Genomic DNA, 25,646 nt, shown 5'->3' with positions numbered 1-25,646 from the left:
CGTGGGCGCCGGACACGCGCACAAGCTCTACCGGCACGGGCACTCCGCCGTGCACGGGCTGCCGCCGCACACCAAGCTCGCCGCGGTCTTCGCCTTCGTGGTCGTCGTGGTGTCCACGCCGCGCGAGGCGATGTGGGCCTTCGGCCTGTACGCGCTGCTGCTCGCGACGGTGGCGTACGCGGCCCGGGTTCCGGCGGCCTTCCTGCTCAAGCGGCTGCTGATCGAGGTGCCGTTCGTCGCGTTCGCGGTGCTCATGCCGTTCGTCGCGGAGGGCGAGCGGGTCGAGGTGCTCGGCCTGTCCCTGAGCGTCAACGGCCTGTGGGGCGCCTGGAACGTCCTGGCCAAGGGCACCCTGGGCGTCGCCGCCTCCGTACTCCTCGCCTCCACGACCGAGCTGCGGGAACTCCTCCTCGGTCTCCAGCGGCTGAGGCTGCCGCCGCTGCTCGTGCAGATCGCGTCGTTCATGATCCGGTACGGGGACGTGATCGCGGACGAGATGCGGCGGATGCGGATCGCCCGCGAGTCGCGCGGGTTCGAGGCGAAGGGCGTACGGCACTGGGGCGTGCTCGCCAAGTCGGCGGGGGCGCTGTTCATCCGCTCCTACGAACGCGGCGAACGCGTCCACCTGGCCATGGTCAGCCGCGGGTACGCCGGTTCGATGCCGGTGATCGACGAGGTGACCGCGTCCCGGGCGCAGTGGTCGTACGCGCTGGCCCTCCCGTGTGCGGCGCTGGTCGTGTGTCTGCTGGGATGGACGCTATGACAGCCAACCCGGCCTCCCTCGACGTCTCCGGCCTCGCCTTCGCCTACCCCGACGGGCACCAGGCCCTGTTCGGCGTCGACTTCTCCGTCGCGCGCGGCGAGCGGGTCGCGCTGCTCGGTCCCAACGGCGCGGGCAAGACGACGCTCGTCCTCCACCTCAACGGCATCCTGACCGGCGGCACCGGCACGGTCACGGTCGCCGGGCTGCCGGTGGACAAGCGGAACATGGCGGAGATCAGGCGCCGGGTCGGCATCGTCTTCCAGGACCCCGACGACCAGCTGTTCATGCCGACCGTGCGCGAGGACGTGGCGTTCGGACCGGCGGCGGCCGGGGTGAAGGGGGCGGAGCTGGAGGCCTGTGTGGACCGGGCGCTCACGCTGGTCGGCATGGCGGAGTTCAAGGACCGGCCGCCGCACCACCTCTCCTTCGGCCAGCGGCGCCGGGTGGCGGTGGCGACCGTGCTCGCCATGGAGCCGGAGATCCTGGTCCTGGACGAGCCCTCCTCCAACCTCGACCCGGCCTCCCGCCGCGAACTCGCCGACATCCTGCGTTCCCTGGACGTCACGGTCCTGATGGTCACCCACGACCTGCCCTACGCCCTGGAGCTGTGCCCCCGCGCCCTGGTCCTCAGCGACGGTGTGATCGCGGCCGACGGTCCGACCGCGGACCTGCTGTCCGACGACGACCTGATGCGCGCCCACCGCCTGGAGCTGCCCTTCGGGTTCGACCCGCGGTCGGTGCGGGCTAGCGGGTGAGCGGGTGAGCGGGGTGAGGAATGGCGGACGGTCGGTGGCGGTTGCATCCACTGTCACGGGCGGCCGGAAGGGGCGTACAGAGGTGGGCGTGAACGTGCACGGCACGGTGGCCGAGGGCTTCGAGCCGGTGAGGGACGCGTTCGCACAGAACTTCACCGCGCTCGGCGAGCGGGGCGCGGCCGTCGCCGTCTACCGGGACGGACGCAAGGTCGTCGATCTGTGGGGCGGCACCAGGAACGTCGACGGCACGGCCGGCACCGAGCCGTGGCGTCGCGGGACCGCCCAGGTGGTCCGCTCGGCGACCAAGGGCGTCGCCGCCGCCGTACCGCTGCTGCTGCACCGGCGCGGGGAGCTGGACCTGGACGCGCCGGTGGGCGAGTACTGGCCGGAGTTCAAGGCGCACGGCAAGGAGCGGGTGCTGGTCAGGCACGTGCTCAACCACCGGGCCGGGCTGCCGGTCCTGGACCGTCCGCTCACCCCCGAGGATGCCCTGGACCCGCGGCGGGGCCCTGCCGCCGTCGCCGCGCAGGCCCCCGTCTGGGAGCCGGGCACCGACCACGGCTACCACGCGCTGACCTACGGCTGGCTGCTCGACGAGCTGGTCCGCTGGGTGACGGGCGGGCGCGGCGCCGGGCAGTGGATCGCGGACGAGATCGCCCGCCCGCTCGGCCTGGACCTGTGGGTGGGGCTGCCCGCGGCGGAGGAGGCGGCCGGCCGGGCCGGGCGCGTCGGGCGCCTCGACGATCCCGATCCGTCGGAGCCCGGGAACGGCCCGCGGCTGCGCCCCAAGCGCGCCGTCACCGCGGCGTACGAGGACCCGGACTCGCTCACCCGCCGTGCCTTCGCCGCGATCACGCCGTTCCCCGACCAGAACGACCCGGTGTACCGCGCGGCCGCGCTCCCGGCCGCCAACGGCATCGCGACGGCCGACGGTCTGGCCCGCTTCTACGCGGCGCTGATCGGCGAGGTCGACGGCGTGACCCGCGACGTACGGCTGTTCGACCGGGCGACCATGGAGCTGGCCCGCGCGGAGGAGTCCGCCGGTCCCGACCGGGTCCTGGTCGTGGGCACCCGCTTCGGCCTCGGCTACATGCTGCACGGCAGCGCGTCCCCGTTCCTGGGCCCCGGCTCCTTCGGCCACCCGGGCCGCGGCGGCTCCCTGGGCTTCGCCGACCCGGAGACCGGCATCGCCCTGGGCTACGTCACCAACGGCTTCCGCAAGACCGTGACGGCGGACCCGCGGGCGCAGGCGCTGGTCCGGGCGGTGCGTGCGTCGCTCGCCCGGGGCCCGTCCTAGCGACGGGCCCCGGCCCCGGTTCAGACGTGGATGGGGTGCGAGGTCCGCCCGGACGCCGCGTCGATCTCGTCGTGGGCCTTGGTGAGCAGTTGCATCGCCAGCTCGTTCAACGCCCGGGCGCCCGCGACCTCCTCACCGACCCGTGGCTGCTGGGAGTCGATCCGGTGCCGGCTGGCGTGGCCGTGCGCGCGGACCTCGGTGCCGTCGGGGAGCCGCACCATCGCGACCGCCCGCGTGTGCTGGTCGTCCTCCGTGAACTCCAGCTCGACATGCCATCCCACTGTGGTGTGCATCATGACGATCACCTCCGGAACACCTTCTTCCAGGGTGCGCCTCGCGACGGCCGTACGCACCATCCCGGCCCTCGCGGCTATCCGGTGTGCAGCATCAGCCCGATCCCGACGACCAGGAGGCCGGCCGCCGCGATCCGGGGCGCGCCGAACCGCTCCTTGAAGAACAGGGCCCCTATCGCGGCGCCGACCAGGATGGACGACTCGCGCAGGGCCGCGATGGGCGCCAGCTCGGCGCGGGTCTGCGCCCACAGGACCAGCGCGTAGGCGGTGACGGACAGTGCCGCGCCGGCCAGTCCGAGGCCCGCGTGCGGCCGTAGCAGGGCCCAGGCCCCGGCGCGGTGCCGGTACAGGAAGTACGCCGGCAGGACCGTGCCCTGTACCGCCATCAGCCAGGCGATGTAGCCGAGGGAGGTCCCGGAGGCGCGTACTCCGAGGCCGTCGACGACCGTGTACGCCGCGATGGTCACGCCGGTCGCCAGGGCGGCGCCGATGGCCGCCCAGTCCGGCCGGCGGCCGCGCAGCCCCCACAGGGCGACGCCGGTCAGTCCCGCGCAGGAGACCAGGATGCCCCCGGTCGCCCAGCCGTCCGGCACCTCGTGGGCGAAGACGGCGGCGAGGACGGTGACCAGCAGCGGCGCGCTGCCGCGGGCGATCGGGTAGGCCTGGCCGAAGTCGCCCAGCCGGAAGGACCGCATGAGCAGGGCGTAGTACGCGATGTGGACGGCGGCGGAGACCAGGAGGTACGGCCAGGCCCCGGCCGCCGGGAACGCGGTGAACGGCAGCAGCGCGAGCCCGATCAGCATCCCGCCGCCGGAGATCAGCGCGAACCCGGTCAGCTTGTCGGTGATCCGGTGGGCGATCGCGTTCCAGCTGGCATGGGTGACCGCCGCGAGCAGCACCGCGGCGGTGACCAGCGGCGTCACTCGGAGCGCTCGCGCACGTCCACGAGGGTGGCACCGGCGGTGGCGACCAGGTCCTTGGGCTCCATCGGGAAGACGGCGTACGGGGTCCCGGCGGCGGCCCAGACGACGTCGTGGGCGAGCAGGGACCGGTCGGCCAGCACCCGGGTCCTGGTCCGGTGCCCGAAGGGCGGCACCCCGCCGATCGCGTACCCGGTGGTCTCCCGTACGACGTCGGCCTTGGCCCGGGTGACCTTCTCGGCGCCGAGTTCCTCCCGGACCCGGTCCAGGTCGACGCGGGAGGCGCCGTCCATGAGGACCAGTACGGGCACGCCGTCCGCGGCGAAGATGAGCGACTTGCAGATCTGGCTCAGCTCGCACCCGATGGCGGCGGCGGCCTCGGTGGCGGTGCGGGTGGCCTCCGGGAAGCGCCGGGCCCGTCCGGCCAGGTCGCCGAGACCCAGTTCGCCGAGGGCGGCGGCGAAGCGCGGGTGGGCGGCACCGGCGTCGGCGGGGTCGGCGGCGGAGCCGGAGGCGTCGTCGGTCGTCGTCATGGTCCGCACCGTAGCGGTACGTGTAGCCCACAGGCGACCGGGTTAGGGGGCCGACGGGGACCCCGGGACGGAGGAAGCCGGTGAGGGCAGCCCCGTCCCCACGGAACCCTCACCGGCTGGTCTGTGCCGTCCTCCTGTCAGAGGCCGCGGCGGCTGGTCAGGTGCGCACCAGCTCCCGGTCCTCGTCGGGGCCGGTGCCGCGCTCGGCGGCCGTGCGCAGACCCTCGCCCTCGACGTCCACGTTGGGCAGCGCGCGGTCCAGCCACTTCGGCAGCCACCAGGCCTTCTTGCCGAGCAGGGCGAGGACCGCCGGGACGATGGCCATGCGGACGACGAACGCGTCGAAGAAGACGGCGATCGCGAGTCCGAAGCCGATCATCTTCACCATGGACTCGCTGGAGCCGATGAAGCCGGCGAAGACCGCCATCATGATCACCGCGGCGGCGGTGACGACCCGGGCGCCGTGCTTGAAGCCGGTGACGACCGCCTGGTTCGGCTTCTCGCCGTGGACGTAGGCCTCCCGCATGCGGGTGACCAGGAAGACCTCGTAGTCCATCGCCAGGCCGAAGACCACGCCGACCATGAAGATCGGCATCATCGACATGACCGGTCCGGTCTCCTCGACGCCCATCAGGCCGGACAGCCAGCCCCACTGGAAGACCGCGACGACCGCGCCGAGCGCCGCCATGACGGAGAGCAGGAAGCCGAGGGCCGCCTTCAGCGGGACCAGGATCGAGCGGAAGACCACGATGAGCAGGAGGAAGGCCAGGCCGACGACCAGGACCAGGTACGGCACCAGCGCGTCGTTGAGCTTCTGGCTGACGTCGATGTTCATCGCCGTCGAGCCGGTGACCAGGGTCTCGGCGCCGGTCTTCGCCTCGATGTCGCCGCCCGCGTCACGGATGGCGTGCACCAGGTCCTCGGTCTGCACGGAGGACGGCTTGGAGTCCGGGACCACGGTGATCGTCGCGGTGTCGCCGCCCTTGTTGGGGGCGGGCGGGGTCACCGCCACGACGCCGTCGAGGCCCTTGATCCGCTGCTCGACGTCGGTGAAGGCGTCCTTGGGCGCGTCGCTGCCCTTCGCGTCGACCACGACCATCAGGGGACCGTTGAAGCCGGGCCCGAAGCCCTCGGAGAGCAGGTCGTAGGCGCGGCGCTGGGTCGTGGACGTCGGCTGGGAGCCGTCGTCGGGCAGGCCCAGCTCCAGGGAGGCCGCGGGGACCGCGGCGGCGCCGAGGCCGATGACGCCCAGGAGGAGGACGGCGAGCGGGCGGCGGACGACGAAGCTCGCCCAGCGGGTGCCCAGGTTGGCCTTCGGCTGGCCGGCCGGCTGGTCCGGCTTCGGCTCGCCCTTGCGGGACCGGCCCAGCCGCTTGCCCTTCGCCCCGGCGGGCTTGACCCTGCGACCGGCGTAGCCGAGCAGCGCGGGGATCATCGTGAGCGCGATCAGGACCGCGATGGCGACGGTGCCGGCCGCCGCGATGCCCATCTTGGTGAGCATCGGGATGTTGACGACCGCGAGGCCCACCAGGGCGATGACGACGGTGAGTCCGGCGAAGACGACCGCGGAGCCCGCGGTGCCGACCGCCCGTCCGGCGGCCTCCTCGCGTTCGCGCCCCTCGGCGAGTTCGGCGCGGTAGCGGGAGACGATGAACAGGGCGTAGTCGATGCCGACCGCGAGGCCGATCATCATGGCCAGGATCGAGGTGGTCGAGCCCAGTTCGAGCGCGCTCGCCAGCGCGGTGATGGAGGAGACGCCGATGCCGACGCCGATCAGGGCGGTGAGCAGCGGCAGCCCGGCCGCGACCAGGGAGCCGAAGGTGATGACCAGGACGACGGCGGCGACCGCGATGCCGATGACCTCGGTGGCGCCGGTCTCCGGGACGGCCTGGAGCGCGTCGCCGCCGATCTCGACGGTCAGCCCGGCGTCGCGCGCCTGCTGGGCGGCGTCCTCCAGGGCGTCCTTGGTGGACTCCTCCAGCTCCATGCCGGAGACGTCGTACTTCACCGAGGCGTAGGCGATGGTGCCGTCCTTGCTGACGGCGTTGCCCGTGTAGGGGTCGGCGACCGAGGCGACCTCGGAGCCGTCCGCCAGTTCGTCGACGGTCGTCTTGTTGCCGGCGTCCGTCATCTTCTCGCCGGCCGGCGCCTTGAAGACGACCCGTGCGGTCGCCCCGTCGGCGCTCGCACCGGGGAAGCGCTGTTCCAGCAGGTCGAAGGCCTTTTGGGCCTCCGTTCCGGGGATGGAGAAGGAGGAGTTGCCGGCGGGCGGGGCGCTGGCGGCGCCGACGCCGGCGAGCGTCAGCAGGGCCACCCAGATCAGGGCGACGAAGTGCCGTCGGCGAAAGGCGAGCCGGCCGAGTTTGTAGAGGAACGTGGCCACGGGGGCGTACTCCCGGTCAGGTCGTGGGTCTTCAGGGCAGGGGTGATCAGCCCGACGACGTGAGCGGTTACGTCAGGTGGGGCTCAGATGGGGCTCAGAAGTTGCGTGGGGATGTCAGTGGGTGGAGACGCCGAGGGCGGGGAGGATCACGGCGTCGATGTAGGAGGCGAGGAACTCCCGGGTCGGCGGCTGGTCGTCCAGCAGCGTGCGGGTGGCGAATCCGCCGACCATCATGTGCACGAGGAAGTCCAGCGCCGGACAGTCCGCTCTGATCTCACCGCGGTCGACGGCGCGTTGCAGCACGCGCTGGAACTCCGCCATCTCCGGTTCGATGAGCTGTTCCCGGAACGCCTGGCGCAGGTCCGGGTTCTGGTGCAGCGCCATGGCGACGCCCCGCATCAGCGCGGAGTTCTGTTCCATGGTGCAGTCGTCCTCACGCGCCATCAGGGCGTGCAGGTCGCCGCGGAGCGATCCGGTGTCGACGTCGCCGATCTCGCCGGGCTTGTTGTGCCGGATGGCCTTGACGACCAGCTCCGGCTTGCCGCCCCACTGGCGGTAGAGCGTCGCCTTGCTGGACCGGGTGCGGGCGGCCACGGCGTCCATGGTGAGGGCGTCGTAGCCGACTTCGCGGAGCAGGTCGAGCACGGCCTCGTACAGCTCGGCCTCGCGCTCGGGAGTGATCCGGCTGCGGCGCGCGGTGGCGGTCTCCGTCATCTCGCTCACTCCTCTCCGTCCGGCCGACCGGTCCACTCGACCGGAACGACACCGTTTCGTACATGACGAATGTACCCCAACGCCTAGCGAAACGAAACGGTTTCGTTCGTGTTCTGGGTCACGGTTGTCGGCACCGCATAAGTTGCCGGTACCCGGCGCCCGGAAAAGCATGGGGCGGGTGAGTTATCTGCGCCTTCCGCACCTCAGTGGCGACCAGCTGTGCTTCGTGGCCGAGGACGACCTCTGGCTCGCCTCCCTCGACGGTCCGGGCCGGGCCTGGCGGCTCACCGTCGACCGCACCAAGGCCGGTCCCCCGCGCTTCTCCCCCGACGGCCGGCACATCGCGTACACCAGCTGGCGCAGTCTGGTGCCGGAGGTCCACCTCGTGCCGGTGGACGGCGGCCCCGGACGGCAGCTCACCCACTGGGGCGGCCTCGACACCCGGGTCTGCGGCTGGTCGCCCCCCGACCCCGACGGCACCACCGCGGTCCTCGCCGTGGCCTCGCACGGCGAGCCCTTCTCGCACCTCACCTGGGCCTACAAGGTCACCCCCGACGGCGATCCCGGCCGCAAGCTGCCCTGGGGCCCGGTCACCGACATCCAGGCCGCCGACCTCGACGGCGAACGCCGGACCCTCCTGCTCACCGGCACCCCGCCGCACGAGCCCGCCGCCTGGAAGCGCTACCGGGGCGGCGCCACGGGCCGGCTCTGGCTGCACGGCGAGCGGCTGCTGCCCGACCTCGGCGGGCACCTCTCCGCCCCCATGTTCGTCGGCGGCCGGATCGCCTTCCTCTCCGACCACGAGGGCGTGGGCAACCTCTACTCCTGCGCGCCCGACGGCACCGGCCTGCGCCGCCACACCGACCACGACGCGTTCTACGCCCGCAACGCCTCGAGCGACGGCACCCGGGTGGTGTACCAGTGCGCGGGCGACCTGTGGATCGTGGACGACCTCGCGCCCGGCTCGGCGCCGCGCCGGCTCGACGTACGGCTCAGCGGGCCGCGCGCGGGGCGGCGTACGTACCAGGTGCCCGCGGCCCAGCACGTGGGCGGCATCTCCGTGGACGAGACCGGCCGCGCGAGCGCCGTCGTGGTGCGCGGCAGCCTGTACTGGCTCACCCACCGCGACGGCCCGGCCCGCACCATCGCGGACACCCCGGGGGTACGGGTGCGGCTGCCGGAGATGCTGGGGGAGAGCGGGCGGATCGCGTACGTGACGGACGCGGAGGGCGAGGACGCGGTCGAGATCTCCTACCTGCCCCGGGCGACCGGCGGCCGCGCGGCCCGGCGGCTCGCCTCCGGGCGCCTGGGCCGGGTCCTGGAGCTGGTCTCGGACCCGGCGGGCGACCGGCTCGCCGTCGCCTCGCACGACGGACGGCTGCTGATCCTCGACGTCGCGGAGCCCGACACGGAGGTGACGCTGGCGCTGGAGGCGATGGACGCCGGGTATCCGCCGGACGCGGGGGACGAGGACGCGGCGGGGACGGCCGCCCGGGCGGACACCGCCCCGGACGCCCCCGTCGAGGGCACCGGCGCCCGGGACATCGCCGCCGACGCCGACACCGACGCCGGTGACGCCGCCGGGGGCACCGTGACGCCGGGCTCCCCCCGCACCCCCGCGACCGCCGGAGGCCAGGTCACCGAGCTGGTCCGGTCCGTCAACGGCCCCGTGCGCGACCTCGCCTTCTCCCCCGACGGGGCCTGGCTCACCTGGTCGCACCCGGGCATCGGACGCACCCTGCGGCAGATCAGGATGGCCCGGATCGACGGCCCGGAGGGCACCCTCGTCGTCGACGTCACCAACGGCCGCTTCGAGGACGAGAACCCGGTGTTCACCCGGGACGGCCGCTACCTCGCCTTCCTGTCCTGGCGCGGCTTCGACCCGGTGTACGACGTGCACACCGGCGACCTGTCCTTCCCGCTGGGCTGCCGCCCCTACCTGGTGCCGCTGTCCTCCGCGACGCCCTCCCCCTTCGCCCTCAACCCCGAGGGCCGACCCGCGGCCGGCGGCCTGGACCCGCTGGAGGACGAGCCCGGCGAGGGCGGCGCGGTGACCGTCGAGGTCGAGGGTCTGGAGAGCCGGGTGACGCCGTTCCCGGTCACCGCCTCCAAGTACTCGGCGCTGGAGCCGGTCGCCGGCGGTGGCCTGGTCTGGCTGCGCTGGCCGATCTCGGGCGCCCTCGGCGAGACCTTCGCCAACCCGGCGGACCCGAGCGAGCGGCCCACGCTGGAGCACTTCAACCTGGCCAAGGCGAAGAAGTCGGAGCTGGTCGACCACCTGGACTGGTTCCGGGTCAGCGGCGACGGCAGCCGCCTGGTCGTGCTCGACGAGGGCGAGCTGCGGGCCGTACCGGCGAGCGAGGTGGGCGACGGCGACTCGACCACCTGGATCGACCTGCGCCGCGTCCTGCACGAGGTCGACCCGGTCGCCGAGTGGCGCCAGGCCTACGACGAGGCGGGGCGGCTGATCCGCGCCTACTTCTGGGACCCCGGGATGTGCGGCATCGACTGGGACGCGGTCCTGGACCAGTACCGTCCGCTGCTCGAACGGGTCGCCTCCCCCGACGAGTTCGCCGACCTGCTGCGCGAGGTGCTCGGCGAGCTGGGCACCTCGCACGCCTACGTGGTCGCCGCCCGGCGCAACGAGGGCCCGGCGCACTACCAGCGCTGGCAGGGCCTGCTCGGCGCCAACCTGGCCTGCCGGGACGGGCGGTGGCTGGTCCGGCGGATCCTGCCGGGCGACTCCTCCGACTCCAAGGCCCGCTCCCCGCTGGCCGGCACGGGCATCCGCGACGGGGCGGTGCTGACCCACGTCGACGGCCGCCCGGTGGACCCGGTCCTCGGCCCGTCCCCGCTCCTCGCGGGCGCGGGCGGTACGACGGTGGAGCTGACCTTCGCGCCCGCCGAGGGCTGCCAGGGGCCCTCCCGCCGGGTCGCCGTCGTGCCGCTCGTCGACGAGCGCCCCCTGCGCTACCAGGACTGGGTGGCCAAACGCCGGGAGGTCGTACGGGAGTTGAGCGGCGGCCGGTGCGGCTACCTGCACATCCCCGACATGGGCGGCTCCGGCTGGGCGCAGTTCAACCGCGACCTGCGCATGGAGGTGTCCCGGCCCGCGCTCATCGTGGACGTGCGCGGCAACGCGGGCGGGCACATCAGCGAGCTGGTCATCGAGAAACTGACCCGGACCATCCTGGGCTGGGACCTGACCCGGGACGCCCAGCCGGTGTCGTACACCTCCAACGCCCCGCGCGGTCCGGTCGTCGCGGTCGCCGACGAGGCGACCTCCTCCGACGGCGACATGATCACGGCCGCGTTCAAGCTGCTGCGCCTCGGCCCGGTGGTCGGCCAGCGCACCTGGGGCGGGGTGGTCGGCATGACCGGCCGGCACCGCCTCGGCGACGGCTCGGTGATCACGGTGCCGATGAACGCGGCCTGGTTCGACGCCTACGGCTGGTCCGTGGAGAACTACGGCGTCGCCCCCGACGTCGAGGCGCTGCGCACCCCGCTGGACTGGGCCGAGGGCCGCTACCCGGTCCTGGACGAGGCGGTGCGGCTGGCGTTGGAGCTGCTGGAGACCGACCCGCCCGCCACACCCCCCGGTTACGAGGCCGTACCGGACCGGTCGCGTCCGCCGCTGCCGCCGAGGGAGTAGAAGCTCCGCAGAACCCTCCGGTGGCACGGGAAAGGGCGCCCACCCGGATCGACCGGGAGGGCGCCCTCTCACCTCAGCGGCGGCGCGTCAGGCGTCGAAGCTGTCCTGGAGGCGCTCGTCCTCGTCACGACGGCGCGAGGACGGGTCCTGGTGCTCCGACTCGCGGCGGCGCGAGGCCGGGGAGGACGGGTCGATCTCGTCCTCGTCGCGACGGCGGTCGCGGTTCTGGAACTGGTCCCGCGCCTGCTCGGCCCGCTGCTTGCCCTGCTGCTGCATGCGCTCGGCCTTGTCCTGGAACTGGTCCTTCATACCCATGTGGGTTCACTCCTGTGGTGATCGGGCCCGACCGGATCGGCCGGGCGCTCGATCAGATTCACACGAGCGGTGACCGTGCGCATGTCGATCACTTACGGACCGTAGTCGCGCTGGTCGGGCGGTGTTCGTCGGCCGCTCCACCGGCGCCGACCAGGCCGATCCGCCTGCCGTTCAGCCGGTCGCCGAAGCGCCGCATCTCACGCTGTCCGACGGTGCCGATGAGAGCCGGCAGGTAGCCGCGCACGCCCTGCATGCCGCGCAGCCACCACTGCCCGTAGACGTGCGCGGAGCGGCGTTCGACGCCCTCCACCAGCCGGTCGACGGCCGGGCCCAGCGGGTAGGTCTTGTTGGTCGGCCAGGGCAGCCGCTGCCGCAACTCCCGCATGACGTCGTCCTGGTCGGCGCCGCGCACCATGTCGGTGTCGGTCCAGGACAGATAGCCGACGCCGACCTTCACGCCGCGGTGCCCGACCTCGCCGCGCAGGCTGTGCGCGTACGCCTCGACGCCGGACTTGGAGGCGCAGTAGGCGCTCATCATCGGGGCCGGGGTGAGGGCCGCCAGCGACGCGATCTGGAGCAGGTAGCCGCGGCTCTCCAGCAGCGCGGGCAGGAAGGCGCGGGCGGTGACGGCCGAGCCGATCAGGTTGACCTCGATCACCCGGCGCCAGGACTCCGGGTCGGAGTCGACGAAGGGGCCGCCGGTGGCGACGCCCGCGTTGGCGACGACGATGTCGACCTTCCCGAAGCGCTCCTCGACCTCCGCCGCCACCCGGGCCATCGCCTCGTGGTCGGTGACGTCGGCGTGCCAGTGGTCGCTGTCGCTGTGCAACCGGGCGGAGACCTGCTTGAGTTCGTCCGGCTCCAGGCCGACCAGCGCCACCTTCACCCCGCGCGCGGACAGCTTGCGGGCCATCAACTCCCCCACGCCCCGCGCGGCTCCGGTGACGACGGCGACGCGTCCTTCCAGGCTCACCCTGCTCATGCGCTCTCCTCGACGGGTACGGCACGCTCACCGCGTGCGCTGGGTATGTAGGTGGCGGCGAGCGCCCGTATCTTGCCGGTGACCAGGTCCGGCGCCTCCACCGGCGTCATGTGGCCGAGTCCCGGGAGCTCCGTCAGGCCCACGCAGTCCGGCAGCGCGGCGGCCAGCGCGCGGGCGTGCACGGGCGGCGTCAGCCGGTCCGCCGTACCGACCACGATCTCCACCGGCATCCGCAACTCCCGCACGCCGTGGTCGAGGTCGAGCAGATCCAGCACCTGGGACCAGCCGTGCCGGACCCGGCTCGGACAGGCGTGCACGATGCGGGCGCAGGCGTCGACCATCTGCGGGGACGAACCGGGGCCCATCGTCCCGTACTTGAGGATCCGGCGGGCCAGCGGTGTGACCGGCCCGAGCGGCGCCCGGGAGCCGAGGACGCGCCGGGTCAGCCAGGTGCGCACCCGGCCCGCCCGCATCGGCACCACGGTGGCGGAGGCCACCAGCCGCGCGCTGCCCGTGCTGGTCAGCAGGACGGCCGCCGCGTGCTCGCGCACCGCGGGCCGCGTCGCCGCCGCCATCAGCGTCATCCCGCCCATGGAGTGCCCGGCGATCACGGCCCGCTCGCCCGGCGCGAGGGTGGCTTCCAGTACGGCTTCGAGGTCGTCGGCGAGCGGCTCGGTGCCGTACGCCGGGTTGGCCGGGCTGCGGCCGTGGCCGCGCTGGTCGTAGGCGATGACCCGGTGGTCGGCGGCCAGTGCCCGGATCTGCGCCGCCCAGAAGGCGGTGGAGCAGCACCAGCCGTGCGTGAGGACGACCGCGGGCGCGTTCTCGGGGCCGTGCACCTCGACGTGTATCCGGGCGCCGTCGGCGGCGGTGACGGTCAGCTCGTGGGCGGGGACGGGCGGCGCGTACGGCCCGTCGGCGACGTGCAGCAGGCGGCTCACGCGCTCACCTCGGCGTCCGCGCCGGTGTCCGCGTCGGCGGCCTTCGCCGTGGTCACCGCGGGGGCCGGGCGCAGCACCTGGTACTCCGCGAGGTCCACGCGCCGCGTCTCGCGCCGGAACTCGGCGGTGGTGCCGGGCCAGACGGTGGTGTTGCGACCGCTGGCGTCGAGGTACCAGCTGGTGCAGCCGCCGGTGTTCCACACCGTGCGCTTCATGCGCTCCTGCACCCGGTGGTTCCAGTTGCGCACGGCGGCGGGGCGCGGGTCGAGGGCGGTGCGGCCGCCGAGGACGTTGAGCTGGCGCAGGTAGTCGGCCATGTAGTTCAGCTGGGACTCGATCATCAGGATCATCGACGAGTTCCCGAGACCGGTGTTGGGCCCGATGACCGTCATGAAGTTGGGGAAGCCGGCCGCCGTGCCGCCGCGCAGCGCCTCCATGCCGCCCTTCCAGGTCTCGGCGAGGGTCCGCCCGTCGGCGCCCACGACCCGCTCGGCGATGGGCATGTCGGTGACGTGGAAGCCGGTGCCGAAGACGATCGCGTCGGCCTCGGCCTCGGTGCCGTCGGCGGCGACGAGCGTCGACCCGCGCACCTCGCTCAGGCCGCTGGCGACCACGTCCACATTGGGCTTGGCGAGCGCCGGGTAGTAGGTGCTCGACAGCAGGATCCGCTTGCAGCCGATGCGGTAGTCGGGGGTGAGCTTGGCGCGCAGGGCCGGGTCCTTGATGGCGGCGCCCATGTTGCGCTTGGCTATCTGCTCGACGAAGCCCAGCTCGTCGGGGTGCTTGGTGAACGCCTGCACCTGGAGTTCGCGGATGCCCCACAGCAGCCCGCGGCGGAGCTTGGTGGTGGCGGGCAGCGCCCGGTGCAGGGCCCGCTCGGCGCCGCTGATGGCCCGGTCCACGCGGGGCATCACCCAGGCCGGGGTGCGCTGGAAGAGGGTCAGCCGGCCCACCTTCGGCTGGATGGACGGCACGATCTGGATGGCGGAGGCGCCGGTGCCGATCATGGCGACGCGCTTGCCCGCGAGGTCGTAGTCGTGGTCCCAGCGGGCCGAGTGGAAGACCTTGCCGGGGAAGGTGTCGAGCCCCGGGACGTCGGGGACCTTGGGGTCGGACAGCGGCCCGGTCGCGGAGACGACGACGTCGGCTGTGAGGGTGCCGCGCACGGTCTCGACCTCCCACCGCAACTGCTCGGTGTCCCACGCCATCCGCTTCACCTCCGAGTCGAAGCGGAGGTGCGGACGGAGCCCGAAGGTGTCGGCGACGTGTTCCAGGTAGGCGCGGATGTGCTCCTGCCCGGAGAAGGTGCGCGGCCACTCGGGGTTGGGCGCGAAGGAGAAGGAGTACAGATGGGACGGCACGTCGCAGGCGCAGCCGGGGTAGCTGTTGTCGCGCCAGGTCCCGCCGACACTCCCCGCCCGCTCCAGGACGACGAAGTCGGTGATCCCTTCGCGCCGCAGCCGCACGGCGGCCCCGAGGCCGCCGAAGCCGGACCCGATCACCGCCACCCGTACGTGTTCGTGAACCTGCTCGTGCTCGGCCATTCCGGAGCCTCCACGCTTGCCTGGACCGTCTGGAACCGTTCGGAACCACTTGGAACCGTGCCAGTGAACACTGGCGCAATGGGAGCGTAGAACAGCTCCGTACTCATGGGTAGGGGTCGGACGGAGGAAAGTTACCGCGGGTACGCCATAGGGTCGTGCCGTGACCGAGAAGCACGAATACCGCATGGAGGAACTGGCCCGGCTGGCCGGCATCACGGTGCGCACCCTGCGCTTCTACCGCGAACGCAAACTGATCCCGCCACCCCGCCGCGAGGGCCGCATCGCCTGGTACGACGACCACCACCTGGCCCGGCTGCGCACCATCGCCGCGCTGCTGGAACGCGGCCACACCCTCAACGGCATCGCGGAACTGGCCGACGCCTTCGACCACGGCCGCGACGTCGGCGACCTGCTCGGCCTCGGCGAACCCACCGAGGAGACCCCGGTCCGCCTCACCCCCGAGGAACTCGCCGCCCGCTTCGAGGGCGAGGTCACCCCGGAGAACCTGGCCGCCGCGATGGAGCTGGGCTACCTCGGCACCGACGGCGACGAACTGGTCCACATCAGCCACCGCCTGCTGGAGGTCTCCTCCGCCCTGGTCCGCGAGGGCATCCCGCTCGGCGAGGTCCTCCAGGCCGGCGTCCGCGTCCGCGAGCACGCCGACGCCCTCGCGGAACTCTTCGCCGACCTGATACTGCGCCATGCCCCCGAACCGGAACTGCACCGCCTGCGCCCGCTGGCCCGCAGCGTGGTGGAGGCGGAGCTGTCCCTGGCGCTGGACCGGCGGATGCGCAAGCAGACGGACGGAACGGACTGAGAGGACCGGACGGGGCCCTCAGCGGTCGTAGACCACCGTGACCGGCGCGTGGTCGGACCACCGCTCGGCGTGCGTGGCGGCACGCTCGACGTACCCCTTGACGGCCTTGGCGGCCAGCCCGGGAGTGGAGACGTGGTAGTCGATCCGCCATCCGCTGTCGTTGTCGAAGGCCCGCCCCCGGTACGACCACCACGAGTACGGTCCCTCGACGTCCGGGTGCAGGGTGCGCACCACGTCCACGTACCCGCCCTCCGCCGGGTCGAGGACGCGGCCGAGCCACTCCCGCTCCTCCGGCAGGAACCCGGAGTTCTTCTTGTTGGCGCGCCAGTTCTTCAGGTCGGCCTCGCGGTGGGCGATGTTCCAGTCGCCGCAGACGACGACCTCGCGCCCCTCGGCGGCGGCGCGCTCGCGCAGACCCTTGAGGTAGGCCAGGAACTCGCCCATGAAGCGGACCTTCTCGTCCTGGCGCTCGGTGCCGACCTCGCCGGAGGGGAGGTAGAGGGAGGCGACCGTCACACCGGGCAGGTCGGCCTCGACGTAGCGGCCACTGGTGTCGAACTCCGTCGAGCCGAAACCGACGCGCACGGCGTCGGGCTCACGGCGCGTGTAGAGGGAGACACCGGCGCGGCCCTTGGCGGCCGCGGGGGCGTGCGTCACGTGCCAGCCCTCGGGCGCGCCGACGTGGTCCGGCAGTTGGTGGGGTTCGGCCCGCACCTCCTGGAGGCACAGCACGTCGGCGGAGGTGCCGGCGAGCCACTCCACGAAGCCCTTCTTCGCGGCGGCGCGCAGGCCATTGACGTTGACGGAGGTCACGGTGAGCATCCCGGCACGATACCGGCACACTGGACGATGTCCCGCTCCGGACTCCGCATCGATATACGGTAGGAAGCATGAACATACGCCGGGTCCCCTTCGACCACCCCGACGCCGTCAAGCTCAACGACGAGGTCCAGGCCGAGTACGACGTCCGCTACGGCGACGGCGGCGACGCCACGCACCTGGACCCGTCGGACTTCGCGCCACCGAACGGCCAGTACCTGATCGCGTACGACGAGAACGACGTCCCGGTCGCCTCGGGCGGCTGGCGCAGCCAGGACGCCAACGACGAGGGCAATCTCGACGGGGACGCCGAACTCAAGCGGATGTTCGTGATCGAGCAGGTGCGCGGCCGCGGGCTGGCCCGCCGCATCCTGGCCGCCCTGGAGGAGGACGCCCGTGCGGCGGGCCGGATCCGGATGGTGCTGGAGACCGGCACCAAGCAGCCGGAGGCCGTGGCCCTGTACACGTCCAGCGGTTACGAGCCCTGCGGGAAGTTCGGCTACTACCGCTTCCACGAGGACAGCCTCTGCTACGCGAAGGCACTCCGGGTCCGGTAGCCGCGCGTCGCGGCCGGTGTCAGGCCGCGGTGCCGCCCGTCCTGCGGCGGCGTGCGACGACGACCAGGACGCCGCCCGCGGCGAGCGCGAGGGCCGCGCCGATCGAGCCGAGCAGCACCGCGGAGCCGGTGGAGGCCAGCGCGCCACCCCGACCGCCCTGGGGCGACTGGCCGCCGGTCGTGCCACCGGTCGCGGAGCCGGTGGTCCCGGCGGTGGAAGTCCCGCCGGCGGTGCCGCCGGTCGTGTCCGAGCCGCCGGTCGTCCCGGTGCCGCCCGTCGTCTGCGAGCCGCCGGTGGTGTCCGTACCGCCCGTGGCGTCCGGGCCGCCGGTGCCGCCGCCGCTGTCGCCCGGCGTCTCCTCGTCCCCCGTGCCGTTCAGCACGATCCAGCCGGTGTCGTTGGAGGGGTCGCCCTCCCACGGGTTGTCGTGCTCCGGCAGCGCGATCCTGCCCTTGGCGCCCGCGACGACCTCGTCGATGCGCAGCTCGAAGGGGAAGGTGCGCGCGTCGTCCTCCAGGAAGGGGGTGTCGGCGAAGCAGCGGTACACGTCCGGGGTCTCGTCGTTCACGGGACGGCAGGGGCTGTCGACGACGCTGGCACCCTCGGGGATCTGCACGCTGAAGCCGAGCGGTTCGCCGCCCGCGCGCAGCGACCCGATCCAGGCGGGCCCGTGGTTGCTCATGCGGACGTCGACGGTGACCGTCTCGCCCTGCTCACCCGCGACCCGCGCACCGGTGAGGTCGAGGTCGTAGGTGTTCTGCGTGGGCAGGTCGATCTCGGCGTACTTGGAGTAGTCGCCGACGTGGCCGCTCTCGACCGGCTCGAGCGTGAGCGTCCTGCCTGTTCCCATCCGGTGCCCGGCGCCCGCCCGCAGTTCGTCGGCGGCTTCGGCGCCGACGGCGTCGAAGCCGTAGGTGAAGATGTCGCCGAGCGCGAAGTCCGCGGTCTTCACCTCTACCGGCTCGCTCAGTTCGTAGGCCATGCCGTGCAGGAACTCGCCCTCGAAGGTGCACAGCGCGACCTGGCGGTAGCGGATCAGGTTGTCCTTGTTCTCCTCGGCGTACGAGCAGTTGTCGTACGACTCGGGGAAGGAGAGGCCGCGGGTGCCTGCGTATCGGAGCACCACGCCGTGGGCGGGCATGCTGCCGACGTTGCGGAAGCCGAGCGGGGCCCGGTAGGTGTCGCCGGGGCGGAAGCCCGCGGGTTCGGCGGGGAGCTTCTTCTTGAGCAGCTCGGGACCGCCGACGAGCACGTCGACGGTGTGCTCGTTGAACTCCAGGCCCTCGCCCTTGCCGGTGACCTTGATGGTGCCGTGGTCGCCGGCCTGGGCGGTGTCCTTCGGGTCGAGGCGGATCTTCCAGCTCGGGTTGTACGAGGAGCCGGGGTAGAGGGTGCTCTCGTGGCAGACGGCGACGAGGCCGTCCGCCTCGCACCACTTCGGCAGGGTGACCTTCGCGAAGCCCTTGAGCGCGGTCGCGTCGACGGTGATCTCGTAGCCGTTGTTGGGGAGAGGCTGTGGTTCGGTGTCGCCGTCGGGCTCCTCCCCCGGGCCGGTGAGCCCCAGGCGGATCTGCGGCTCGCCGGGCTCGCTCTCGGCCCCGCCCAGCGCCAGACCCACCTGGTCCGGGCCGGTGATGGTGACGGGGAGCGGCGCCCCGCCGTTCGCCACCTGGTTGTCCGCCGCGTGCGCGACGCCGGCCAGTCCGGCCGCGGCGAGCCCGGCGGCGGCCGCCCCGGCCACGGCCGCACGCGCCCAGGGCGAGCGCAGGGAGCTAGGTCTCATGTGTGCTTCTTCCGTTCCCCGGACGACAAGAAGGTGCCACTGTGTGACACCGCGCACAGGTGACCCATGGGAAACACCGATGGTTGCGCCGTACATGATCACGGATGCGTCTCGGCGGCGTGGGCGGTGCCGGGGCCAGAGTTGAGGCTGGGCCAGGGAACGACGAAGGCCCCGTCCGATCGTGATGATCGGACGGGGCCTTCGTCAATGTGCGTGGACCTGTGGGGATTTGAACCCCAGACCCCCTCGATGCGAACGAGGTGCGCTACCAGACTGCGCCACAGGCCCTTGCAACGAGTGAAACTCTAGCACCCCGTCCGGCCTGCACAAAAATCCCTTCCGGCTACTCGTTGGCCGCGCGGGGACGGTCGCCGTCGTCGTACTGGTCGAAGAGCGGCGTGCGGCCCCGCTCCCGGGCCCGGCGGGCCGACGCGGCACGGCGGGCACCGCTGCGGGCCGGGGCCTCCGGGCGCTCCTCGGCCGGTGCGTGCGCCGGCGCGTCCGCCGGGCGGTCCCGGTCCGCTCCGGAGGCCCGGGCGGCGTCCTCCTGGTCGGGTGCGACGGCCGAGGAGCGGGCCGAGCTCCACGCGTCCGGCGCCGCGAGGTCCACGTCGGGCGTGGCGCGGGGGGCGACCGGGGCGGTCACGTAGGTGGGCAGGGGCACCGGCACCGGGTCCCAGCTGTCGCCCTGCGGGCGCCCCCGGCGTTCCCGCTGCTGGTCGACCCACTCGGCGTGGTCGGTCTGCTCGACCAGGGCGCGCCGGTCCGCTGCGAGCGCGGACATTCCGGCGCCGGACTCCGTCTCGGGTCCTTCGTCCGGCTCCTCGGCGTCGAGGTCGCCGACGGTGCCGGGAGCGGCGGGAGCGGGTCCGCGCCGACGCGGGCGCGGGTCGCGGTCGCGCAGTCGCTGTGCGGCGACCTCGGCCTGGCGGCGGTCCATCTGGAAGGCGAAGCGCCGGCGCTCCTGCGCCCGCAGATGGGCGATGTAGGCGCTGAGCAGCACCGCGGGCACCCCTGGCGCCCACAGGAACGCGAGCCCGCCGACCGCCGCGACGACCGAGCCGAGCGTGAAGGCGAGGAACAGCATCACGGTGGTGCGCCGGCGGCGGGCGAGCGCCTTGCTGCGCCGGGCCCGTGCCGCGGCCCCCGGTGAGACGGGTGCGCGACGCGCCTGCGGCACCCGCTCCCGCGCCGGTGCCGCGCCGGTGCCGGCCTGGCGGCCGGGTTCCGCGGACTGTCCGGGTCTCGGCGCGTCCTCGGGGCCACCCGCCCGCGGGCGCGCCGTTTCGGGCCGCTCCGCCGCCTGCCGGGGCGGGGTCGGCCGGGTGTGCCGTCGGGTCCTGGACACGGCGAAGGCCCGGACGTCCACCGAGTCGGTGACGGCGTCCGGGGCGTCGGCGTCGGGCCCCGCCTCGTCGGCGGAGCGCGACCGCAGGTCCTTGGCGTACCGGCGCTCCATGCCCGCCCGTCCGGACAGGAGCCGGATGGCGGTGCTGAAGCGTTCGGTCGGACGGGCCTCGTTCAGCTCGTCCTGCCTACGGAGCCACATCGGCACCAAGTAGGCGGCCCAGGCCCCGACGATGACTGCGTAGATGAGGCCGCTGCTGCTCACGCCTCACACGGTAGAGGGGTTTGCGTGAGGCCATCCGCCAATTGAGCCGGTGTGTCGCACGATCTGGCTGATATTTCGAACTTTTCTTGTGACCGATCCGATCAGCCGACTGCCAGGATCGCGAAATTATCCGCTTCGGGACGGTCACGACCCGATCAATTTCGAACGTTTATTCAATTCCCGGTGTTGCCGGTGCTGCCGCTGTTCCCCGCGTTGGGGGTACTGCGGTGCCGTGACCGGTGCCATCGCCGCAGCAGTCCCTCGGGAACCTCTTCCGCGGTGAGCGCGAAGACGAGATGGTCCCGCCAGGCCCCGTCGATGTGGAGATAACGCGGCCTGAGACCCTCCTCGCGGAATCCGAGTTTCTCCACGACCCGGCGGCTGGGCGCGTTCTCGGGGCGAATGCAGACCTCGACGCGGTGCAGTCCGACGGTGCGGAAACAGTGGTCCACGGCCAGCGCCACGGCCGTCGGCATCACCCCGCGGCCGGCCACCGCCTCGTCCACCCAGTAACCGACGTGCCCGGAGCACATCGACCCCCAGGTGATGCCGGCCACCGTCAACTGGCCGACCAGCCGCCCCTGGTACTCGATGACGAACGGCAGCATCCGGCCCGCGTGGGCCTCCGACCTCAGGTGCCGCACCATCTGCCGGTAGGTCGGCCGGTGCGCGATCGGGCCGCCGGGCCCGGGCGGCGGAATGGTGGCCTCCCACGGGCGCAGCCAGTCCCGGTTGCGCCGGTTGACCTCGCGCCAGTTCCGCTGGTCGCGCAGCCTTATCGGCCTCAGGACGATGTCACCGTCCGTCAGCTCGGCGGGCCAGGACGGGCCGTTCAGCTCGCACCCCCACCGCTGGCGGGTCTCGGGTGGTCGCCGCCGCGGATCTGGTCCACGGCGTGCTTCAGCAGCGGCTCCAGCACCGCGAGGCCGTCCTTCACCCCGCCGGAGGAGCCCGGCAGGTTGACGATCAGCGTGCCGTCCGCCACTCCGGCCAGTCCCCTGGAGAGCGCGGCGGTCGGCACCTTGTCCCGGCCGTACGCCCGGATGGCCTCCGCGATGCCCGGGACCTCCCGGTCGATCACGGCCCGGGTGGCCTCCGGGGTGCGGTCGGTCGGCGAGATGCCGGTGCCGCCGGTGGTGACGATCACGTCGTAGCCCGCGTCGGCGCCCGCCCGGAGGGCGGCCTCCACGGGGTCGCCGTCGGGGACGACCTGCGGGCCGTCGACGGCGAAGCCGAAGCGGCGCAGCCCCTCGGCGATCAGGGGTCCGCCCTTGTCCTCGTAGACACCGGCGGCGGCCCGGTTGGACGCCGTGACCACCAGGGCGGCGTACGGCCCCAGGAGGGCGCCTCCCACGCCGGCGTCCGGCGTCATGACCGGTTCCAGTCGCCGGACTTGCCGCCCGTCTTCTGCTCCACCCGCACGTCCGTGATGACCGCTCCCTTGTCGACCGCCTTGACCATGTCGACCACGGTGAGCGCGGCGACGGAGACCGCGGTGAGCGCCTCCATCTCGACGCCCGTACGATCCGTCGTCCTCACCGTGGCGGTGATCTCCACGGCGTCGTCCGTGACCGACAGGTCCAGTTTCACACCGGAGACCGACAACGGGTGGCACAAGGGGATCAGGTCGGGGGTGCGCTTGGCGCCCATGATGCCCGCGATCCGCGCGGTGGCCAGGGCGTCGCCCTTCGGCACGCCCTCGCCGCGCAGCAGCTCGACCACGCGGGGCGCGACGAGGACGCGTCCACTGGCGCGGGCGGTGCGGGCGGTCACGTCCTTGCCGGACACGTCGACCATCCGGGCGGCGCCCGCCTCGTCGATGTGCGTCAGCCGGTCCTGCGGGTCCTGTCCGCTCCCGGACGGCCGGTCCTGGGTACTCATGCTCGTGTGGCGCTCCCGGTCCTGGCCCGGCGCGGTGCGGCGCGTGGGCCTGCTGTGCGCGACACGCTACCGCCATCGGGCCCCGCTCAGCCGAGCAGGACCACCTCGACCTCGGTGCCGGGCTCGACGGACTCGGTGTCCTCGGGGACGACGATCAGGGCGTTCGCCTGCGCGAGGGCGGCCACGAGATGCGAGCCGGAGCCGCCGACCGGGGTGACCGAACCGCCGTCGTGACTCCCCCGCAGGAACTGCCTGCGGCCCTTCGGCGAGGTCAGCGCCTTGTCCGCGGCCAGGGACGCGGTGACCGTCGGACGGTGCACGTCGGGCAGCCCCATGAGGGTGCGGATCGCGGGGCGCACGAACAGCTCGAAGGAGACGTACGACGACACCGGGTTGCCGGGCAGGGCGAGCAGCGGGGTGTGGTCGGGGCCGACGGAGCCGAAGCCCTGGGGCTTGCCGGGCTGCATGGCGAGCTTGCGGAAGTCCACGCCGCCGCCCGGCTCGTCCTCGTCGCCGACGTGCGCCAGCGCCTCCTTGACCACGTCGTACGCGCCGACGCTCACCCCGCCGGTGGTGACCATCAGGTCGGCGCGCACCAGCTGGTCCTCGATGGTGGCCCGCAGGGTCTCGGCGTCGTCGGCGACCGCGCCCACCCGGTAGGCGATGGCGCCGGCGTCGCGGGCGGCCGCGGTGAGGGCGAAGCTGTTGGAGTCGTAGATCTGACCGGACGCCAGCTGTTCGTCGGGCTGGACGAGTTCGCTGCCGGTGGAGAGCACCACCACGCGCGGGCGCGGGCGCACCCGTACCGTGCCCCGGCCGATCGCGGCGAGCAGGCCGATCTGCGGCGGGCCGAGGACGGTGCCCGCCGCCAGGGCGCGGTCGCCGGAGCGGACGTCGCTGCCCCTGGCCCGCACGTGCGCGCGTTCCTCGGCCGGCCGGTACACGTGCACGTGGCCCTCGGCGCCCTCCGGGGCCAGGCTGCGGGCCCGCATCCCGGCAACCGGGCCCTGGCCCGACCCGCCGTCGGTCCACTCCACGGGCACGACGGCCTCCGCGCCGGGCGGCAGCGGGGCGCCGGTCATGATGCGGGCGGCCTGTCCGGGACCGACCGACGGCGTCTCGGCCTGGCCGGCGGCGACGTCCCCGACGACCTCCAGGACGGCGGGGAACTCCTCGCTGGCGCCCGCGACGTCGGTGACCCGCACCGCGTACCCGTCCATGGAGCTGTTGTCGAACGGCGGCAGGGACAGCGGCACCGTGACGTCGTCGACCAGCACGCAGCCCTGGGCGTCGAGCAGGTTCAGCTCGATGGGGTCCAGGGGGCGGACGGTGGCGAGGACGTCGTCCAGGTGGTCCTGCACCGACCACAGCCGGTCCGGGCCGGGGCCCGCGGCGGCGTGGTCGTGGCCGGTGTCACGGTGCGCGCTGCTGCTCAACGTCCCTGCATCTCCTCGGCTACGTAACTGCGGAGCCATGTCCTGAAGTCCGGGCCCAGGTCTTCACGTTCGCACGCGAGTCGGACAATGGCACGCAGGTAGTCGCCGCGGTCGCCGGTGTCATAGCGGCGGCCCTTGAAGACGACGCCGTGCACCGGGCCGCCGACGGACTCGTCCTCGGCGAGCTGCTGGAGGGCGTCGGTCAGCTGGATCTCGCCGCCGCGGCCGGGCTCGGTCTTGCGGAGTATGTCGAAGACGTGCGGGTCGAGCACGTAGCGGCCGATGATGGCGTAGTTGGACGGGGCGTCGGCCGGGTCCGGCTTCTCGACCAGTCCGCCGACCTTGACCACGTCGCCGTCCGCGGTGCTCTCCACGGCCGCGCAGCCGTAGAGGTGGATCTGCTCCGGCGCGACCTCCATGAGGGCGATCACGCTGCCGCCGTACTGCTCCTGGACGTCGATCATGCGCTGGAGCAGGGGGTCGCGCGGGTCGATCAGGTCGTCGCCGAGCAGGACCGCGAAGGGCTCGTGGCCGACGTGCGGGGCGGCGCACAGCACGGCGTGGCCGAGGCCCTTGGGGTCGCCCTGACGGACGTAGTGCATCATCGCGAGGTCGCTGGATTCCTGGACCTTGGCCAGGCGGCTCGCGTCGCCCTTCTTCTGGAGGGCGGACTCCAGTTCGTAATTGCGGTCGAAGTGGTCCTCGAGGGGGCGCTTGTTGCGGCCGGTGACCATGAGGACGTCGCCAAGGCCGGCGGTGACGGCCTCTTCGACCACGTACTGGATCGCCGGCTTGTCGACGACCGGCAGCATCTCCTTGGGAGTGGCCTTGGTGGCCGGCAGGAACCGGGTACCGAGACCGGCTGCTGGGATGACAGCCTTGCTGATCCTGGGGTGGGACTGAGTCATGCGCGCCACCATATCCGGTGCCTATTGGGAGAATCTGTGTCGCCTGAGCCTCCGCGCTCATATGAGCAGATCAGAGTGGTACGGGAGTGACCATTGCCTCACAACGACCCCGCGGACGGGCCCGGCAAGCGCCTCCTGCGGCGGGACCTCCTCGCGGCGCGCACCCGGATGACACCGGACGACGTGCGGGAATCCGCGGACGCGCTGGCCCGGCGGGCACTCGGTCTGCCGGAGGTCGCGGGGGCGCACGCCGTGGCCGCGTACGTCTCCGTGGGCGCCGAGCCTGGCACCCTCGCGCTCCTGGACGGGCTGCGCGCGCGGGGGGTGCGCGTGCTGCTGCCCGCACTGCTGCCGGACAACGACCTGGACTGGGGCGAGTACACCGGGGAGGGCTCCCTCGCGCGCGTGCGCCACGGCGGGCGGATGGAGCTGTTCGAGCCCGCCGGTGAGCGGCTGGGCCCGGAGGCGGTGACGCGGGCGGACGTCGTGCTGCTGCCGGGGGTCGCGGTGGACGGCCGCGGTCTGCGCCTGGGACGCGGGGGCGGCTCGTACGACCGGGTGCTGGCCCGGCTGGAGGCGGCGGGTGCGCGCCCCGCGCTGCTGGTGCTGCTCTACGACCGGGAGGTCGTCGCGCACGTCCCCGCGGAGCCGCACGACCGGCCGGTGGACGCGGTGGTGACGCCGTCGGGGGTGCGCAGGTTCCGCTGACGCCGGGACCCACGGGTGCCGGACGGCGGAACG

At 73.1% G+C, this 25,646-nt stretch carries 24 protein-coding genes and 1 tRNA gene; 7 read left to right on the top strand and 18 right to left on the bottom strand.

The window, feature by feature from the left end:
* Position 1: 1 nt before the first annotated feature.
* From cbiQ to Sru02f_RS02900, 3 genes are all read left to right on the top strand, one after another.
* The gene (cbiQ, locus tag Sru02f_RS02910) at positions 2-763 is read left to right on the top strand and encodes a cobalt ECF transporter T component CbiQ (RefSeq protein ID WP_109034737.1); all 762 of its coding nucleotides are present in this window, start codon (positions 2-4) and stop codon (positions 761-763) included.
* On the top strand, positions 760-1,518 hold the full coding sequence (locus Sru02f_RS02905; protein WP_164271198.1) for an energy-coupling factor ABC transporter ATP-binding protein: 759 nt from the start codon (positions 760-762) through the stop codon (positions 1,516-1,518). The genes cbiQ and Sru02f_RS02905 overlap by 4 nt, the downstream gene beginning before the upstream one ends.
* Positions 1,519-1,606: 88 nt before the next feature.
* Positions 1,607-2,815 (top strand): serine hydrolase domain-containing protein, encoded by a 1,209-nt coding sequence (locus Sru02f_RS02900; protein ID WP_167469769.1) that lies wholly within the window; start codon positions 1,607-1,609, stop codon positions 2,813-2,815.
* Positions 2,816-2,835: 20 nt separating this feature from the next.
* On the opposite strand, the gene Sru02f_RS02895 is transcribed toward Sru02f_RS02900, so the two are convergent.
* The 5 genes from Sru02f_RS02895 to Sru02f_RS02875 form a co-directional block, all read right to left on the bottom strand.
* On the bottom strand, positions 2,836-3,111 hold the full coding sequence (locus Sru02f_RS02895) for a DUF1876 domain-containing protein (RefSeq protein WP_109035016.1): 276 nt from the start codon (positions 3,109-3,111) through the stop codon (positions 2,836-2,838).
* 74 nt (positions 3,112-3,185) lie between these two features.
* Positions 3,186-4,031 carry a DMT family transporter gene (locus tag Sru02f_RS02890; protein ID WP_109034744.1) on the bottom strand — a complete coding sequence of 282 codons (846 nt, stop codon included), beginning with the start codon at positions 4,029-4,031 and terminating at the stop codon, positions 3,186-3,188.
* Positions 4,028-4,561 carry a YbaK/EbsC family protein gene (locus Sru02f_RS02885; RefSeq protein ID WP_109034746.1) on the bottom strand — a complete coding sequence of 178 codons (534 nt, stop codon included), beginning with the start codon at positions 4,559-4,561 and terminating at the stop codon, positions 4,028-4,030. The genes Sru02f_RS02890 and Sru02f_RS02885 overlap by 4 nt, the downstream gene beginning before the upstream one ends.
* A 157-nt stretch (positions 4,562-4,718) precedes the next feature.
* On the bottom strand, positions 4,719-6,944 hold the full coding sequence (locus tag Sru02f_RS02880) for an MMPL family transporter (protein ID WP_109034748.1): 2,226 nt from the start codon (positions 6,942-6,944) through the stop codon (positions 4,719-4,721).
* 114 nt (positions 6,945-7,058) lie between these two features.
* Positions 7,059-7,658, bottom strand: a complete 600-nt coding sequence (locus Sru02f_RS02875; RefSeq protein WP_109034750.1) for a TetR/AcrR family transcriptional regulator — start codon at positions 7,656-7,658, stop codon at positions 7,059-7,061.
* Between the two features lie 169 nt (positions 7,659-7,827).
* Here Sru02f_RS02875 and Sru02f_RS02870 point away from each other — a divergent pair, with 169 nt between their 5' ends.
* Positions 7,828-11,310, top strand: coding sequence for a S41 family peptidase (locus tag Sru02f_RS02870; protein ID WP_109034752.1), 3,483 nt, complete (start codon positions 7,828-7,830; stop codon positions 11,308-11,310).
* Positions 11,311-11,397: 87 nt separating this feature from the next.
* Here Sru02f_RS02870 and Sru02f_RS02865 read toward each other — a convergent pair whose 3' ends face one another.
* The 4 genes from Sru02f_RS02865 to Sru02f_RS02850 all read right to left on the bottom strand — a co-directional run bounded on the left by Sru02f_RS02865 (position 11,398) and on the right by Sru02f_RS02850 (position 15,092).
* On the bottom strand, positions 11,398-11,625 hold the full coding sequence (locus Sru02f_RS02865) for a hypothetical protein (protein ID WP_003975647.1): 228 nt from the start codon (positions 11,623-11,625) through the stop codon (positions 11,398-11,400).
* A gap of 88 nt (positions 11,626-11,713) precedes the next feature.
* Positions 11,714-12,607, bottom strand: coding sequence for an SDR family oxidoreductase (locus tag Sru02f_RS02860; protein ID WP_109034754.1), 894 nt, complete (start codon positions 12,605-12,607; stop codon positions 11,714-11,716).
* Positions 12,604-13,548 (bottom strand): alpha/beta fold hydrolase, encoded by a 945-nt coding sequence (locus tag Sru02f_RS02855; RefSeq protein ID WP_109034756.1) that lies wholly within the window; start codon positions 13,546-13,548, stop codon positions 12,604-12,606. The genes Sru02f_RS02860 and Sru02f_RS02855 overlap by 4 nt, the downstream gene beginning before the upstream one ends.
* The gene (locus tag Sru02f_RS02850) at positions 13,545-15,092 is read right to left on the bottom strand and encodes a flavin-containing monooxygenase (protein ID WP_109034758.1); all 1,548 of its coding nucleotides are present in this window, start codon (positions 15,090-15,092) and stop codon (positions 13,545-13,547) included. Before Sru02f_RS02850 ends, Sru02f_RS02855 begins: the two co-directional genes overlap by 4 nt.
* A gap of 160 nt (positions 15,093-15,252) precedes the next feature.
* On the opposite strand from Sru02f_RS02850, the gene Sru02f_RS02845 reads away from it, so the two are divergent.
* Positions 15,253-15,909, top strand: a complete 657-nt coding sequence (locus Sru02f_RS02845; protein WP_109034760.1) for a MerR family transcriptional regulator — start codon at positions 15,253-15,255, stop codon at positions 15,907-15,909.
* Between the two features lie 18 nt (positions 15,910-15,927).
* On the opposite strand, the gene Sru02f_RS02840 is transcribed toward Sru02f_RS02845, so the two are convergent.
* The gene (locus tag Sru02f_RS02840; protein WP_109034762.1) at positions 15,928-16,731 is read right to left on the bottom strand and encodes an exodeoxyribonuclease III; all 804 of its coding nucleotides are present in this window, start codon (positions 16,729-16,731) and stop codon (positions 15,928-15,930) included.
* Between the two features lie 68 nt (positions 16,732-16,799).
* Here Sru02f_RS02840 and Sru02f_RS02835 point away from each other — a divergent pair, with 68 nt between their 5' ends.
* Positions 16,800-17,285 carry a GNAT family N-acetyltransferase gene (locus tag Sru02f_RS02835; protein WP_109034764.1) on the top strand — a complete coding sequence of 162 codons (486 nt, stop codon included), beginning with the start codon at positions 16,800-16,802 and terminating at the stop codon, positions 17,283-17,285.
* Positions 17,286-17,304: 19 nt separating this feature from the next.
* On the opposite strand, the gene Sru02f_RS02830 is transcribed toward Sru02f_RS02835, so the two are convergent.
* The 8 genes from Sru02f_RS02830 to galU form a co-directional block, all read right to left on the bottom strand.
* Positions 17,305-19,068, bottom strand: a complete 1,764-nt coding sequence (locus tag Sru02f_RS02830) for a hypothetical protein (RefSeq protein ID WP_109034766.1) — start codon at positions 19,066-19,068, stop codon at positions 17,305-17,307.
* 214 nt (positions 19,069-19,282) lie between these two features.
* A tRNA-Ala gene (locus Sru02f_RS02825) sits at positions 19,283-19,356 on the bottom strand.
* 55 nt (positions 19,357-19,411) lie between these two features.
* Positions 19,412-20,680, bottom strand: coding sequence for a divisome protein SepX/GlpR (gene sepX / locus Sru02f_RS02820; protein WP_109034768.1), 1,269 nt, complete (start codon positions 20,678-20,680; stop codon positions 19,412-19,414).
* A gap of 173 nt (positions 20,681-20,853) precedes the next feature.
* Positions 20,854-21,516 (bottom strand): GNAT family N-acetyltransferase, encoded by a 663-nt coding sequence (locus Sru02f_RS02815; protein WP_174855202.1) that lies wholly within the window; start codon positions 21,514-21,516, stop codon positions 20,854-20,856.
* The gene (locus Sru02f_RS02810) at positions 21,513-22,052 is read right to left on the bottom strand and encodes a MogA/MoaB family molybdenum cofactor biosynthesis protein (RefSeq protein ID WP_109034772.1); all 540 of its coding nucleotides are present in this window, start codon (positions 22,050-22,052) and stop codon (positions 21,513-21,515) included. Before Sru02f_RS02810 ends, Sru02f_RS02815 begins: the two co-directional genes overlap by 4 nt.
* A complete protein-coding gene (gene moaC, locus Sru02f_RS02805; protein WP_109034774.1) occupies positions 22,049-22,561 on the bottom strand; it encodes a cyclic pyranopterin monophosphate synthase MoaC in 513 nt (170 codons plus the stop codon). Before moaC ends, Sru02f_RS02810 begins: the two co-directional genes overlap by 4 nt.
* 86 nt (positions 22,562-22,647) lie before the next feature.
* Positions 22,648-23,997 (bottom strand): molybdotransferase-like divisome protein Glp, encoded by a 1,350-nt coding sequence (gene glp, locus Sru02f_RS02800; RefSeq protein ID WP_167469771.1) that lies wholly within the window; start codon positions 23,995-23,997, stop codon positions 22,648-22,650.
* On the bottom strand, positions 23,994-24,905 hold the full coding sequence (galU, locus tag Sru02f_RS02795) for a UTP--glucose-1-phosphate uridylyltransferase GalU (RefSeq protein ID WP_109034776.1): 912 nt from the start codon (positions 24,903-24,905) through the stop codon (positions 23,994-23,996). The genes glp and galU overlap by 4 nt, the downstream gene beginning before the upstream one ends.
* A gap of 93 nt (positions 24,906-24,998) precedes the next feature.
* Here galU and Sru02f_RS02790 point away from each other — a divergent pair, with 93 nt between their 5' ends.
* Positions 24,999-25,613: a 5-formyltetrahydrofolate cyclo-ligase gene (locus tag Sru02f_RS02790; protein WP_109034778.1), complete on the top strand. Its 615-nt coding sequence runs from the start codon at positions 24,999-25,001 to the stop codon at positions 25,611-25,613.
* The last annotated feature ends 33 nt before the right edge of the window (positions 25,614-25,646 follow it).

This window comes from Streptomyces rubrogriseus (genome assembly GCF_027947575.1).
In the GTDB taxonomy this organism is placed as follows: domain Bacteria; phylum Actinomycetota; class Actinomycetes; order Streptomycetales; family Streptomycetaceae; genus Streptomyces; species Streptomyces rubrogriseus.
This window is presented reverse-complemented; position numbering and strand designations above follow the sequence as displayed.